This window comes from Rhodococcus wratislaviensis, from assembly GCF_041228765.1.
GTDB classification, from domain to species: domain Bacteria; phylum Actinomycetota; class Actinomycetes; order Mycobacteriales; family Mycobacteriaceae; genus Rhodococcus_F; species Rhodococcus_F wratislaviensis.
The window spans coordinates 1,884,723-1,898,704 of record NZ_CP150488.1 but is presented as its reverse complement, the minus strand read 5'-3'; the positions used below and the strand labels follow the sequence as shown (position 1 = coordinate 1,898,704).

The 13,982-nt window shown below is 68.0% G+C and carries 12 protein-coding genes; all 12 read left to right on the top strand.

The features are described 5' to 3' along the window. Positions 1-337 precede the first annotated feature (337 nt). Entirely contained in the window at positions 338-1,768 is a 1,431-nt protein-coding gene (locus WKC72_RS08455) for an aldehyde dehydrogenase family protein (RefSeq protein WP_128641076.1), read from the top strand. Positions 1,769-1,791: 23 nt separating this feature from the next. After that, entirely contained in the window at positions 1,792-3,768 is a 1,977-nt protein-coding gene (gene iolD, locus WKC72_RS08450; protein ID WP_370182295.1) for a 3D-(3,5/4)-trihydroxycyclohexane-1,2-dione acylhydrolase (decyclizing), read from the top strand. Beyond that, on the top strand, positions 3,765-4,550 hold the full coding sequence (locus WKC72_RS08445) for an HpcH/HpaI aldolase/citrate lyase family protein (RefSeq protein WP_370182294.1): 786 nt from the start codon (positions 3,765-3,767) through the stop codon (positions 4,548-4,550). Before iolD ends, WKC72_RS08445 begins: the two co-directional genes overlap by 4 nt. Before the next feature lie 55 nt (positions 4,551-4,605). After that, on the top strand, positions 4,606-5,820 hold the full coding sequence (locus tag WKC72_RS08440; protein ID WP_037237084.1) for a Gfo/Idh/MocA family protein: 1,215 nt from the start codon (positions 4,606-4,608) through the stop codon (positions 5,818-5,820). A 42-nt stretch (positions 5,821-5,862) separates the two neighbouring features. Next, positions 5,863-6,795, top strand: a complete 933-nt coding sequence (locus WKC72_RS08435) for an NAD(P)-dependent oxidoreductase (RefSeq protein ID WP_370182293.1) — start codon at positions 5,863-5,865, stop codon at positions 6,793-6,795. Beyond that, positions 6,792-7,784 carry a Gfo/Idh/MocA family protein gene (locus WKC72_RS08430; protein WP_370182292.1) on the top strand — a complete coding sequence of 331 codons (993 nt, stop codon included), beginning with the start codon at positions 6,792-6,794 and terminating at the stop codon, positions 7,782-7,784. Before WKC72_RS08435 ends, WKC72_RS08430 begins: the two co-directional genes overlap by 4 nt. 100 nt (positions 7,785-7,884) lie before the next feature. Further along, positions 7,885-8,781 carry a sugar phosphate isomerase/epimerase family protein gene (locus WKC72_RS08425; protein WP_370182291.1) on the top strand — a complete coding sequence of 299 codons (897 nt, stop codon included), beginning with the start codon at positions 7,885-7,887 and terminating at the stop codon, positions 8,779-8,781. A 367-nt stretch (positions 8,782-9,148) separates the two neighbouring features. Continuing rightward, positions 9,149-9,928 (top strand): SDR family oxidoreductase, encoded by a 780-nt coding sequence (locus tag WKC72_RS08420; protein WP_037237073.1) that lies wholly within the window; start codon positions 9,149-9,151, stop codon positions 9,926-9,928. Beyond that, positions 9,928-10,935, top strand: a complete 1,008-nt coding sequence (locus WKC72_RS08415; protein WP_370182290.1) for a Gfo/Idh/MocA family oxidoreductase — start codon at positions 9,928-9,930, stop codon at positions 10,933-10,935. The genes WKC72_RS08420 and WKC72_RS08415 overlap by 1 nt, the downstream gene beginning before the upstream one ends. Next, positions 10,932-11,795 (top strand): sugar phosphate isomerase/epimerase, encoded by an 864-nt coding sequence (locus tag WKC72_RS08410; RefSeq protein WP_037237070.1) that lies wholly within the window; start codon positions 10,932-10,934, stop codon positions 11,793-11,795. The genes WKC72_RS08415 and WKC72_RS08410 overlap by 4 nt, the downstream gene beginning before the upstream one ends. After that, positions 11,792-12,772 carry a Gfo/Idh/MocA family protein gene (locus WKC72_RS08405; RefSeq protein WP_370182289.1) on the top strand — a complete coding sequence of 327 codons (981 nt, stop codon included), beginning with the start codon at positions 11,792-11,794 and terminating at the stop codon, positions 12,770-12,772. The genes WKC72_RS08410 and WKC72_RS08405 overlap by 4 nt, the downstream gene beginning before the upstream one ends. Before the next feature lie 138 nt (positions 12,773-12,910). Then, a complete protein-coding gene (locus WKC72_RS08400) occupies positions 12,911-13,939 on the top strand; it encodes a substrate-binding domain-containing protein (RefSeq protein ID WP_128641069.1) in 1,029 nt (342 codons plus the stop codon). The last annotated feature ends 43 nt before the right edge of the window (positions 13,940-13,982 follow it).

Genomic DNA, 13,982 nt, shown 5'->3' with positions numbered 1-13,982 from the left:
GTGTCGCTCGCAGACCACGCTGCAAATGATGGATATTTGATGGCTTTTTCGTCTTGATTGAGGCATGGATCACAGCAAGACTGGCAGCATGAGTAAGAGCGATGCTTCACAGGCACGGGGTGCCCGGTCGTTCCCCTCGAGGGGACGGCGCCGACAGAGCCACCTCGATCGGTCGCGGCACACGCGTTGACCGGTTAACCGGGCGTCACCGACGCCCTTTCACACATGCCACGGCTGGTCCGGAACCGCCGATGTCACAAGATCTTTCGCTTGCAATCACATGCCACCCTCGGCACATGCGGGGGGTGACGACGAACTCGACGTATGGAGTCCTGACATGGATATGTTGCTCGCCGGTGAATGGCGCGGCGCCGCAGACGACCGCACGGAGACCGTCCGGTCACCGTTCGACGGTCATGCGGTGGATACGGTTCCGGTCGCCACAGCCGCCGACGCCGCCGCGGCCCTCGATCGCGCCGAGATCGGCGCACGAGTGTTGCGGTCGATGCCCGCGCACGAACGAGCCGCCGTTCTGATGCGTGCCGCGGATCTGGCCGATCAGCGCGCCGAGGACATCGCGCAGACCATCAGTGCGGAGACCGGCAAGCCGATCAGTGAAGCCCGCGGTGAGGCCGGCCGCTCGGGCAGCATCATCCGGCTGGCAGCCTTCGAGGGCAGCCAGCTCTACGGCTCGTCGTTGCCGCTCGACGCCAACCCCGGAACCGGGCTCGAGAAGATCGGCTTCACCCTGCGCCAGCCCTGCGGCATCGTCGTGGCGATCACCCCGTTCAACTACCCGGCACTGCTGGTGTTGCACAAGATCGCTCCCGCACTCGCCGCGGGTAATGCGGTGGTGCTCAAACCGGCCCGCACCACCCCGCTGACCGCACTGAAGCTGGCCGAGTGCTTCGTCGACGCCGGCCTCGCACCCGAGACGCTGTCGGTGCTGACCGGGCCGGGCTCCGTGCTCGGTGACGTCCTGGTCACCGACCCCCGGGTGCGCAAGGTGTCCTTCACCGGTTCCACGCAGACCGGCACCCGTCTGGCCTCCATCGCGGGAATCAAGAAGCTGTCCTTGGAGCTGGGCGCGTCCTGCCCGGTGATCGTGCTCCCCGACGCCGACATCGAACTCGCCGCCTCGGCGGTCGCTGCCGGCGGGTACATCAACGCGGGCCAGGTCTGCATCAGCGTGCAACGCGTGATCGTCGATGAACGCGTGGAGGCGGACTTCCTCGACGCCCTCGTCCCGAAGGTCGAAGACATCGTCGTCGGCGATCCCGCGAACGCCGACACCAAGCTCGGTTCGTTGATCTCGGAAACCGAAGCGACACGGGTGCATTCGGCCATCGCCGAGGCTGCCCTGGCCGGCGCGAAGGTCCTCACCGGCGGTGACCGGGACGGCGCCGTCGTCTCCCCGACCGTCGTTGCCGGCGTCGACCCGACCTCCCCCTTCAGCCGCGACGAGTTGTTCGGCCCCGCGGTCGCCGTCTCCTCCGCCCCCGACATCGAATCCGCGATCGCCCTCGCCAACGACAACGAGTACGGCCTCGGCGCCGGACTGTTCACTTCCGACGTCAGCGCGACGACTCGGGCGATGCGGCAGATCGACGCCGGCAACATCCACATCAACTGGACTCCGCTCTGGCGGGCCGACCTGATGCCGTACGGCGGTCTCAAGGGCAGCGGCATCGGCAAGGAAGGTGTCCGGTCCGCGGTCGAGGAAATGACCGAGGAGAAGACCATCATCCTGCACGGCCGACCCTGGTAACCGGTTCCCGCTCACTCACATTCGTGGCACTCACAGAAAACGACGACATGACACCACTGAGCACACACAAGACAGTTCGGCTGACCACGGCCCAGGCGGTCGTGAAATACCTCGCCGCGCAATACTCGGTCGCCGACGGCGACCGGCGCCGCCTGATCCCCGCCGCACTCGGCATCTTCGGTCACGGCAACGTCGCAGGCCTCGGACAGGCCCTCGACGAACTGTCCGACGACCTGCCTTTCATCCAGGGTCGGCACGAGCAGTACCTCGCGCACATCGCCACGGCCTATGCCAAGGCCAGCCGCCGCCGCGCCACCCTCGCCGTGACCGCGTCCATCGGACCGGGTGCGCTGAACCTGGTCACCGCTGCCGGGTTGGCGACGATCAACCGGCTTCCGTTGCTGCTGCTGCCCGGTGACACCTACGCCACCCGCCATCAGGGGCCGGTGCTCCAGCAACTCGAGCATGCCAGCGAAGCCGACCTCACCGTCAACGACACCTTCCGTCCGGTCGCCCGGTTCTTCGACCGCATCACCCGCCCGGAACAATTGCTGACCGCGCTCCCCCAGGCCATGCGGGTGCTGACCAGCCCCACCGACACCGGCGCCGTCGTACTCTCGTTGCCGCAGGACATCCAGTCCCACGCCTTCGACTTCCCGGTCGAGTTCTTCGAACCCCGCGACTGGAAGATCCGCCGCCCGCTGCCCGACCCCGCGGAGGTCGACGCGGTCGCCGCCCAGATCCGCGAGGCGGCGCGTCCGGTGATCATTGCCGGTGGCGGCGTGCACTACTCCGACGCCACCGCGGCACTGGAGGAGCTCGCCGAGCAGGCCGGTATCCCCGTCGTCGAATCGTTCGGCGGCAAGGGCGCGGTCAGCCGCGACGAGTGGTGGCAGCTCGGCGGTGTCGGACTCGAGGGCAACTTCGCCTCCAACATCCTGGTCAAGCAGGCCGACCTCGTGCTCAGCGTCGGGACCCGGCTGACCGACTTCGTCACCGGATCGCAGTCGATCTTCGAGAACGAGAACGTCCGGTTCGCGTCCCTCAACGTCGTCGACGGCGACACCCGCAAGCAGGGGGCCACCGGAATCCTCGCCGACGCCCGCCTCGGACTCGAGGCCTTGACCGCCGCGCTCGCCGGGCACACCACCAGCACGGCCTGGCAGGACACCGCGCGGACGGCGAAGGCGGACTGGGCCCCGATCCGGGCGGCCGCTCTCGACCCCGACACCGCGTTCGTCCCCGCCGAGCACCCGCACGCCCCGGTCACCGGTGCCGTGCTCACCCAGCCCCAGCTGATCGGGCTGCTGCAGGAACACGCCCGCGACGGCGACACGATCATTGCCGCGGCCGGTGGGCCGCCCGGCGACCTGCAGAAGGTGTGGGACGCGACCGGGAACCGGCACTGCCACCTCGAATTCGGGTTCTCCTGCATGGGGTACGAGATTCCCGCCGCGATGGGTGTGCGCCTCGCCGAGGGCAACCAGGGCCAGCGAATCGTCACCTTCATCGGCGACGGCACGTTCCTGATGGCACCCACCGAGCTGGTCACCGCCGCCCAGGAGGGCCTGGACGTGACCATCGTGGTGTCCGAGAACCACGGCTACCAGGTCATCCACCGGTTGCAGATGAACCGCAACGGCCGCGAATTCGGCAACGAGTTCCGCTACCGCACCGACGGTGACATCATCGCCGAGACCGGCGAGAAGGCGCGCCTCGAGGGCGACTACCTGAGGGTCGACCTGCGGCAGATCGCCGAAGGACTGGGCGCACGGGCCATCCGCGCCACCACCGCCGCCGAGTTGAGTACCGCCCTCGACGAGACCCGGACCGCGTCCGGCCCGGTCGTGATCGTGGTGCCGACGGTGCCGCACGTGGACCTGCCCGGCGGGGACGTGTGGTGGGACGTCGCACCCGCCGAGGTGTCCGATCAGGAATGGGTGCAGACCCTGCGCGCAGACTACGACAACGCCGTGGGACGGCAGAGGTGGTTCGGATGAGCAACAGTCCACTCGACAAGGGCACTCTCCGTCAGCGGTTGGCCGACGGCGAGACCACCGTCGGCACCTTCGTCGGCATGGCGTCCTCGACCGCAGCCGAGGTGTGCGCCGCCGCCGGCGCCGACTGGATCCTGATCGACCTCGAACACGGGTCCGGATCCGAGGACGTATTGCGCGACGGCATCCTCGCCGCCGGCAGTTACGGCATTCCGACCGTCGTGCGGATCGAATCCGGTGAACGGATCCGGATCGGCCGGGCCCTCGACCAGGGCGCGGCCGGGATCATGGTCCCGCGGCTGGACAAGCCCGACCAGGTCGCCGACGCGGTCACGCACCTGGCGTACCCGCCGCACGGAGACCGCGGGGTCGCCACCTACAACCGCTCCTGCCGGTGGGGCATGGACCGCTCTCCGCTGCTGACGGACGAGCAGTCCGCACTGGGCGTCATCCAGATCGAAACCCTCGCCGCCCTCGACTCGGTCGACGAGATCGCCGCGCAGGACGGGGTCGACGTGCTCTTCGTCGGACCGTTGGACCTGTCCTTCGCCCTCGGAGTGCCCCTGCAGTTCGACAGCCCGGTGTTCACCGCCGCGCTCGGCCGGGTCCTCGAGGCCGCCCACCAGCACGGCAAGACGGCAGGCATTCTCGCCGCGAACGCAGCGCTGGCCGCCGGCTACGTCGAACTGGGATTCCGCTTCGTGGCCGTCGGCTCCGACTCGACCATGCTCGCCGCCGCCCTGACCGAGGCCTTCGCCACGGCTCGGCCCGAGCAGACCGCCTAGCCCACCCGGGCAGAACCATCTAGCCCACTGGGGCAGAACCGAAAGAGGTAACACCGTGAGCACGACCGCACGCACCGTGGGAGTCGGCCTGATCAGCGTCGGCTGGATGGGACAGCTGCATTCGCGCGCCTACCGCGACGTCCCGATCGTCTACCCCGAACTCGGGATCACCCCGAAGCTCGTGATCGCCGCCGACACCGCACCCAGCCGCGTCGAATTCGCGCAGAACGTCCTCGGTTTCGCCGAGGGCACCACCGACTACCGTGAGGTCCTCGCGCACCCCGACGTCGAGGTCGTGTCCATCTGCGCGCCGAACTTCCTGCACGCCGAAATCGGAATCGCCGCGGCGAAGGCCGGCAAGCACTTCTGGATCGAAAAGCCGGTCGGGCGTAGCTATTCCGAGACCGCCGCGATCGAGGACGCCGCGACCGAGGCCGGAGTCATCACGTCGATCGGTTACAACTACCGGCACGCCCCCGCCGTCGAGCACGCCCGCACGCTGATCGCCGACGGTCGGCTCGGCCGCATCACCAACGTGCGCGCCTCCTTCTTCTCCGGCTACGCCAACGAGCCCAATGGTGCGTTGTCGTGGCGGTTCGACCGTGAGCTCGCCGGCTCCGGTGTGCTGGCGGACCTGTTCAGCCACGCCAGCGACCTGTGCCAGTACGTGGTCGGCCCGATCGCGGAGATCAATGCGCTCACCAGCACCGTCTACACCGAACGCCCGAAGCTGGAGATGGGATCGGGCACCCACTTCGCGGTCATCGAGAACGGGGACATGGGGCCGGTGGAGAACGAGGACTACGCCGCGGCGCTGGTGCGATTCGGATCCGAGGGCCCGGGATCGGGTGCGGTGGGCACCATCGAGGCGTCCCGGGTGATCGTGGGCCCCGAGTGCGGTTACCAGATCGAGGTTTACGGCACCGAAGGGTCCGTCAAGTGGGACTTCGAGCGGATGAACGAGCTGAAGGTGTGCCTGGGCCGCGCGAACGCCGAACAGGGCTACACCACGGTCAACGCCAGCCCGAAGCACGGCGACTACTCCCGCTTCCAGCCCGGCCCCGGCAATGCCCTCGGGTTCGACGACCTCAAGACCATCGAGGCCAAGAAGTTCCTTCTCGCGGTATCCGGTGGACCGCAAGAGAATTCGAACGTTCACGACGCCGTGTCGGCGGCCGCGATCGTCACCGCCGCTGAGGTGTCCGCCGCGAGCGGGCAATGGCAGAAACTCGACGAAATCGCCGGTACCACCGCCTCCCGCACGGCCTGACCGGTTCCCCGCCCACGACCTTTCGACACTGCAAGGATGCTGATGCCAACCACGACTTCGACCCAACTGTTCGTCGCGCTCGGCCCACTCGACCGGGAGCTCGTCGACCCGTATCTGGAGGCGCATCAGCAACTGATCCTCGACCCTACCGAGGAGCAGTTGGCTGTGGCCGAGGCGGCGATCGTGCGGGCGGCGTTTACCGTCGACGCCGCGCTGCTCGACCGCATGCCGGCGCTGAAGGTGCTCGCCCGCACCGGTGTCGGAACCGACCTCGTCGATGTGGAGGAAGCCGGACGCCGCGGAATCCCGGTGGTGATCACACCGGGCAGTAACACCGTGTCGGTCGCCGAAGGGGTGTTCGCGCACTTGCTGTCACTGGTCAAGAGACTTCCCACTCTGACCGGTCTGGTCCGGGGCGGGCGGTGGAACGACCGGGGTGCGGTCACGGTCGGTGACCTCGAAGGCGCCACCCTCGGCGTCGTCGGATTCGGGCGGATCGGCCGCAAGGTCGCCCAGATCGCCGAGGCGTTCGACCTACAGGTGCGGGCGTACGATCCGTTCGCCGAGATCCCCGAGGCGTACCGGTGTGCCACCGTGGACGAGGTCCTCCGCTCCAGCGACTTCGTCACCCTGCATGCGCCGCTGACCGCCGAGAACCACCACCTGATCAACGAGTCCCGGTTGGCCCGGATGCGACCGGGGTCGATCCTGGTCAACTGCAGTCGCGGCGCGCTGATCGACCTCGACGCCGCGCACGCGGCGATGCAGTCCGGGCACCTCGCCGGGCTCGGTCTCGACGTGTTCGATCCCGAACCGCCCGCGTATCACCCGGTGTTCGACCACGCCAATACCGTGTTGAGCCCGCACCTGATGGGGTTCACACAGCGGGCGATGGCATTGACGATCCGCGCCGCGGTCGAGGGCGCGATGGCCGTCCTCGACGGCCGCGATCCGGCCGCGGTGGCAGCGTCGTGAGCATTCGGGTGGGGGTGATCGGTGTCGGCGTGATGGGCGCCGATCACGCCCGGACCCTCGCTCGGTCGGTGTCGGGTGCGCAGGTGACGGTGGTGACCGATTACGACGCGGCCCGTGCGGACGCGGTCGCGCTGGAGGTGTCGGCGCGCACCGTCGCGACGGCGACAGAGTTGATCACCGCCCCGGACGTCGATGCGGTGGTGATCGCCTCCCACGACTCCGCCCACGCCGAGCAGGTGGCGCTGTGTCTCGATCACCGCAGGCCGGTGCTGTGCGAGAAGCCGCTGGCCCCGACGCTCGCCGAATGCGTCGACCTGGTCAGCCGCGAAGAGGCTCTGGCACTGGCGAATCCGCTCGTGTCGGTGGGCTTCATGCGACGGTTCCACGCCCCTTACCAGGCCATGGTGCAGGAGATTCGGTCCGGTTCCGTCGGAGCCCCGCTGCTGGTGCGTGCGTCCCACCGCAATGTGACGTCGTATCCGGGTGGCGACTCGGCAAGCACCGTCACCAATTCTGCGATCCATGAAATCGACATCACCCGTTGGCTTCTCGGGTCCGAGATCGTCGAACTCAGCTGGCATGCGCCGAAGCCCACCTCGCTGGACACCTCACGTCACGACCCGCAGATACTGATGCTGCGCACCGCCGACGGTGTGCTGACGGTGGTCGATGTGTTCGTCAATGCCCGATACGGCTACGACGTGCGCTGCGAAGTGGTCGGCGAAACCGGTGCGGTGAGTCTGGCACCGAGCCACGTTCTGACGGTCGACTCGTCGCTGCGTTCGGCGGCGACGTACCCGGAGGATTGGCGGCCGCTGTTCGCCGATGCCTACCGGCGCCAACTGCAGGCGTGGGTCGACGCCCTCACTGCCGAGGTGCCGTCCCCGCTCGCGTCGGCCCGTGACGGGTTGCGGGCCACGCAGGTGGCCGCGGCCCTGATCGACTCGATGAACAACGACGGTGCCACCATCAAGGTCGACTACCACTGATCGTGTTGTGGTCCCCTCTGTGATGCATCCCCCGAGCGACGCACCACCACTACATACATCTGCGTTCTACGATCGAGACGACCACTGAAGGGTACGAGGCATGAACAGCTCACCGGGGCCGGAACTTCTGGCCGCATGTTGGACTTCAGCCGGAGACGTGATGCCGGCGCGAGGGTCGGACCGTAGTCCGGTCCCGATCCGGGAGCGGATCGAAGCCGTCGCAGGAACCGGCTACACCGGCTTCGGTTTGACCCGGCCCGACCTCGTCGCCGCGCGCGAGACGATCGGCCTCGGCGAAGTCGCGAAAATGTTTGCCGACAACGGCATCACTCACGTGCAGTTGGAGTGGATCACGAACTGGTGGACCACCGGCGAGGCCCGCAAACTCTCGGACGAGGTCCGCCGGGACCTGTTCGAGGCCGCCCCCGTTCTCGGGGTCGACAACATCAAGGTCGGCGCCGACGACGATGGCGTCCCGGTCTCCCGGGACGTGCTGTGCGAGCAGTTCGACGCCCTGGCTTCCGACGGTGCCGCGGCAGGGGTGAAGATCGCGTTCGAGAACACACCGTTCTCGCACCACGTCAAGACCACCGAACAGGCTGCTCAGTTCGTCAAGGACGTCGACAATCCCAACGGCGGGCTCATCCTCGACATCTGGCATGCATTCCGGGGTGGGACGGATTACGACGTCCTCCCGGAGATCATTCCGTCGCGTTTCGTCTTCGGAGTCGAACTCGACGACGGCTGGACTGTTGTGCGGGGAACGGATCTGGAGGACACCTTCGACAACCGAGTTCCCTGCGGTGAGGGCGAATTCGACGTTCCGAAGTTCATCAACGCGGTTCGCCGCATCGGCTTCGACGGGCCGTGGGGTGTCGAGCACATGTCGCAGGAATCCCGGCAGCTGCCCGTCGCCGATGCCCTCATACGGGCGCGGGACGGGGTCCTGCAGTGCTTCGCGGTCGCCGACCGGGCCGCGAATCGGGACGACACCTGATCGCACCGGATCTTCACCACCCGTGACCCGCGTCGTTCTTCGGCGCGGGTCACGGGCGCGGAAGGACGATTCACCGCAAACCCTGTGCCGCCCAGCAGGATCGAGTGATCCTGGCAGACCGTGGCAGGATCGCCGCGCGAACACGAACCACCTTTTCGCGCAAAACGAAACCACCTCGAGGTGAAAATGATGGGAATACCGTATTGATTGAGGCGTACGTCACAGCAAGACTAGCAAGAGCACACGGACAACATCCGCTGACGCATTCGCGTCGCTTGCTGGAGAACCCGGCCCCGACGCGGACTGGCCGTGTGCAGCACCGACCCACCGGCACCAACGCCGGCCGGGACAGATCGAAAGGAATCCAGTGGCCACCCTGTTGAACGGGAAAGTCGTTCTGATCAGCGGAGGGACGCAAGGTGTCGGCGCCGGCGTCGTGCGGGCCGCAGCCCGCGAAGGCGCCCGCGTGGTCTTCACCGGGCGCCGCGCCGAAGCCGGCAAAGCGTTGGCCGCCGAGCTCGACGCATCCGGTGCGCAGGTGCGGTTCCTTCAGGCCGACATCACCGACCCGGTCGAAGCCCGCGAGACGGTGACCCGGACCATCGAGGAATTCGGCCGCATCGACGCACTGTGCAACGCGGCCGGCCTGACCACCCGCGGCACTCTCCTCGACACCACACCCGAGTTGTTCGACCAGCACATGGCGGTCAATCTGCGGGCCCCGTTCTTCACCATGCAGGCCGCAGTGGCGGACATGGTCGAACGCAAGGAGCCCGGGACGATCGTCAACATCCTCTCCATCGCGCAGCACGGCGGGCAGTCCTACCTGGCCCCGTACGTGGCGGCGAAGGCGGGGCTCGCGGGACTGACCCGCAACGCGGCCTACGCACACCGCTTCGACCGGATCCGGATCAACGGCCTCAACATCGGGTGGACCGAGACCGAAGGCGAGACCGCGATTCAGCAACGCTTCCACGGCGCCGATGACAACTGGGCCGCCGAAGCAGCCGCGAAGGTACCGATGGGCAAGCTCGGCCAGGTCGACGAGATCGCCGACATGGTGGTGTTCCTGCTCTCGGATCGCAGCGGCGTCGTCACCGGCTCGGTGATCGACTGGGACCAGACCGTCATTGGAGGACAAGACTGATGGGATCGACAATCGGCGTGATCGGCCTCGGCCGGATCGGCGCATTCCACACTGACACCCTCGCGCAGCTGCCCGGGGTGGACGGCCTCGTCGTCACCGACGAGCGCCCCGACGCCACCGCCGCCGTGGCCGCCAAGTTCGGCGCCAAAGCGGTCGATGACGCCGCCGCCGTCTTCGCCGCAGGCGTCGACGGGGTCGTGATCGCCGCGGCCACCCCGGCGCATGCGCCCCTGATCCTGGCGGCCGTCGAGGCCGGGATCCCCGTGTTCTGCGAGAAGCCCGTCGCGTTCACCGCCGACGAGAGCTACCAGGTCGTCGAGCGCCTGAAGACGACGACGGTGCCGGTACAGATCGGGTACAACCGGCGGTTCGATCCCGCATTCGTAGCGGCACGCAACGCCGTCGTCGGCGGGGAGCTCGGCTGGCTGCACACGGTCCGCTCGACCACCCTCGACCCGGCACCGCCACCGGCGGAGTACGTGGCCGCCTCGGGCGGGATCTTCCGCGACTGCAGCGTCCACGACTTCGACATCGTCCGCTGGGTCGTGGGCCAGGAAGTCGCCGAGGTGTATGCCGCCGGCACCAACCAGGGCGATTCGATCTTCGCCGACTGCGGCGACGTCGACACCGCAACCACCACACTGACTTTCGAGGGCGGCGCCCTCGGCGTCGTCTCCAACACCCGCTACAACGCCCGCGGCTACGACTGCAGGCTCGAGGTCCACGGCTCCCAGGACAGCGTCGTCGCCGGCTGGGACGCCAGCGCGCCGGTTCGCAACCTCGAACCCGGCATCGCGTTCCCCGACGGTCCGCCGCACCGGTTCTTCATGGACCGTTTCACCGCCGCCTACCGCGCCGAACTCGGCGCGTTCCTCGAGGTGATCGCCGGCACCGCACCCTCGCCGTGCACCGCCGCCGACGCCCTCGAGGTGGCCTGGATCGCCGAGGCGGCCGCTCTTTCCCTTTCCCAGCACCGACCCGTACAGATGAGTGAGGTTCGACGATGATTCGTATTGCAGGAGCGCCTATTTCGTGGGGTGTGTGCGAGGTCCCGGGCTGGGGTCACCAACTCGGCCCCGAGCGAGTGCTGTCGGAGATGCGCGACGCGGGTCTCGAGGCCGCCGAGATCGGTCCCGACGGATTCCTCCCCGCCGACCCGCAGGAACTGGCGGCGACGCTGGCCTCCTACGACCTGAAGGCGGTCGGCGGCTTCACCCCGGTGCTGCTGCACGACTCCGGTCACGACCCGGTTCCGGACATCACCGGCACCCTGGCCGCGTTCACGGCCGCCGGCGCCGAGGTGCTGGTACTGGCCGCGATCACCGGCACCGACGGCTACGACTCGCGTCCCGACCTCGACGACGCCGGCTGGAAAACCCTGTTGTCGAATCTGGACCGGCTGCACGACGTCGCCGCCGAACAGGGCATCCGCGCCGTGCTGCACCCGCACGTGGGCACCATGATCGAGAAGAACAGCGAGGTCCAGCGGGTCCTCGACGGCTCCTCGATTCCGCTGTGCCTGGACACCGGGCATCTGCTCATCGGCGGCACCGATCCCCTCGAGTTGGCGCGCGCCGCCGCGGACCGGATCACCCACACGCACCTGAAGGACGTCGACGCCGAGTTCGCCGCCCGCGTACAGGCCGGTGAGCTGAGCTACACGCAGGCCGTCGCCCAGGGCATGTACACCCCGCTCGGCACCGGTGACGTCGATGTCGCAGGCGTGGTCCGTCACCTCGTCGCGTCCGGTTTCGACGGCTGGTTCACGCTCGAGCAGGACACCATCCTCGCCGGCGAGCCCGAGGGCGAGGGACCGGTCGCGGACGTCAAGACCAGCGCCGCGTTTCTGCGGAGTCTGCAGCTGTGACCGAGCTGCGCATCGGCGTCCTCGGCGCCTCCCGGATCGCGGAGCCGGCGATCGTGAAGCCCGCCCAGATCCTGGGGCATCGGCTGGTTGCGGTCGCCGCCCGCGACCGCGGCCGCGCAGAGGCCTTCGCGCAGACGCACGGGGTCGAACGGGTCCTCGACTCGTACGCGGATCTGATCGCGGACCCCGAGGTCGACGTGGTGTACAACCCGCTCGCCAACGCCTTCCACGCCGAGTGGAATCTGAAGGCGATCGAGGCGGGCAAGGCGGTCCTGACCGAAAAGCCGTTCGCTCGCAACGCCGCCGAAGCGGAGCTGGTGCGGAACGCCGCACGCGAGCGGAATGTGCCGATCATGGAAGGGTTCCACTACCTGTTCCACCCGATCACCGGGCGGATGTTCGCCCTTCTCGGGGACGGCACCCTCGGAACGCTGCAGCGTGTCGAGGTGATCATGCGGATGCCCGAACCCAAGCCGGACGATCCGCGGTGGAGCTTCGACCTCGCGGGCGGCGCGGTGATGGACCTCGGCTGCTACGGCCTGCACGTGCACCGGCAGTTGGGCCGGTTCGCCGGCGGCGAACCCACTGTCGTTGCGGCCCGCGCCGTCGAACGCACCACAGGAGTCGACGAATCCATGGATATCGACCTCGTATTCCCCAACGGCGCAACGGGTTCGAGCATCAACTCGATGAACTCGGAACGATTCGAGATGACCCTGCGCCTGGTCGGCGATCGGGGCGAGGCCTTCGCGCACGATTACGCGCTGCAGTCCGGCGACGACCGGATCACCATCACCACCGACGCCGGGACCACGGTCGAACGCCTCGGAACCCGCTCGACGTACACCTACCAGCTCGACGTATTCGCTCAGCACCTCGCCGACGGGACCGCGTTCCCGATCGACGTCGCCGACGCGGTCACCACGATGGAGCTCATCGACTCCACGTACCGCGCCGCCGGCCTACCCGTGCGGTAACGCCACATTCACCCCGCCGGGCCGCGAGAACCGACTTCCACCGTCCGGCCCGGCGGGGGTTCCACCCACACCCCTCACCGTTTCCCCCTCGCTGCTCCTCCATGCCTGCATGGTTGCGGCTTCCGAAAGGCCAAGCACATGGATACACACGACGGCCGGTCCGTCCCGTTCACAGGCAAGCGCACTCGCCGGGTGACCACCCTGGCGTTGGGCATCACCACGGCAGTGCTCCTCGCGGGATGCTCGAGCACGGGCGGCAATCCCGAGGCATCCGGCAATGGCATGGCCTCGGGCACCGCGGACACCCCCCGCGCGACCATTGCGATGATCACACACGAGGTTCCTGGCGACACCTTCTGGGACCTGATCCGCAAGGGCGCCGAAACCGCGGCCGCGAAAGACAACATCGAACTGCGCTACTCCTCGGACCCTGAAGCACCGAACCAGGCCAACCTCGTGCAGAGCGCCCTCGACAGCCAGGTCGACGGTATCGCCCTCACCCTTGCCAAGCCGGACGCGATGACACCTGTGGTTCGGGCGGCCGTCGATGCAGGTACCCCGGTCGTCGCCTTCAACTCCGGTTTCGACCAGTACCAGGCCCAGGGTGTGGCCCAGTACTTCGGTCAGGACGAGAAGCTCGCCGGCATCGCGGCGGGGCAGCGTCTGACCGCTGACGGTGCCAAGAAGGCTTTGTGTGTCATCCAGGAGCAGGGCCAGGTCGCGCTCGAAGCACGCTGCGCCGGCGTGATCGAGGGGTTCAAGGGACAGACCGAGATCCTCAACGTCAACAGCAAGGACCTGCCGTCGGTCGAGGCGACGATCACCGCAAAACTGCAGCAGGATCCCGCGATCGATCACGTCGTCGCGCTGGGCGCGCCGATCGCTCTGACGGCAGTTCAATCCGTCACCAACGCCGCCAGCTCCGCGAAGATCGTCACCTTCGACACCAATGCAGCCCTCGTGGATGCGATCGAGGCCGGGGACGTGCAGTGGGCTGTGGATCAGCAGCCGTTCCTGCAGGGGTACCTCGCCGTGGACTCGCTGTGGCTGTACCTGAACAACCGCAACACCATCGGAGGTGGCGCGCCGACGCTGACCGGCCCCGCCTTCATCGACCAGTCCAACATCGACTCGATCGCCGAGTACGCCAAGGCCGGAACCCGCTGAGCACGGTGCCCGGCACACCGTTGCGTGTGCCGGGCACCGTCGG

Excerpts from the sequence above, each read along its gene's own strand:
- WKC72_RS08410 (WP_037237070.1), top strand. The coding sequence starts at position 10,932 with ATGATTCGTATTGCAGGAGCGCCTATTTCGTGGGGTGTGTGCGAGGTC.
- WKC72_RS08435 (WP_370182293.1), top strand. The coding sequence starts at position 5,863 with ATGCCAACCACGACTTCGACCCAACTGTTCGTCGCGCTCGGCCCACTC.
- WKC72_RS08445 (WP_370182294.1), top strand. The coding sequence starts at position 3,765 with ATGAGCAACAGTCCACTCGACAAGGGCACTCTCCGTCAGCGGTTGGCC.
- WKC72_RS08455 (WP_128641076.1), top strand. The coding sequence starts at position 338 with ATGGATATGTTGCTCGCCGGTGAATGGCGCGGCGCCGCAGACGACCGC.
- WKC72_RS08425 (WP_370182291.1), top strand. The coding sequence starts at position 7,885 with ATGAACAGCTCACCGGGGCCGGAACTTCTGGCCGCATGTTGGACTTCA.
- WKC72_RS08415 (WP_370182290.1), top strand. The coding sequence starts at position 9,928 with ATGGGATCGACAATCGGCGTGATCGGCCTCGGCCGGATCGGCGCATTC.
- WKC72_RS08400 (WP_128641069.1), top strand. The coding sequence starts at position 12,911 with ATGGATACACACGACGGCCGGTCCGTCCCGTTCACAGGCAAGCGCACT.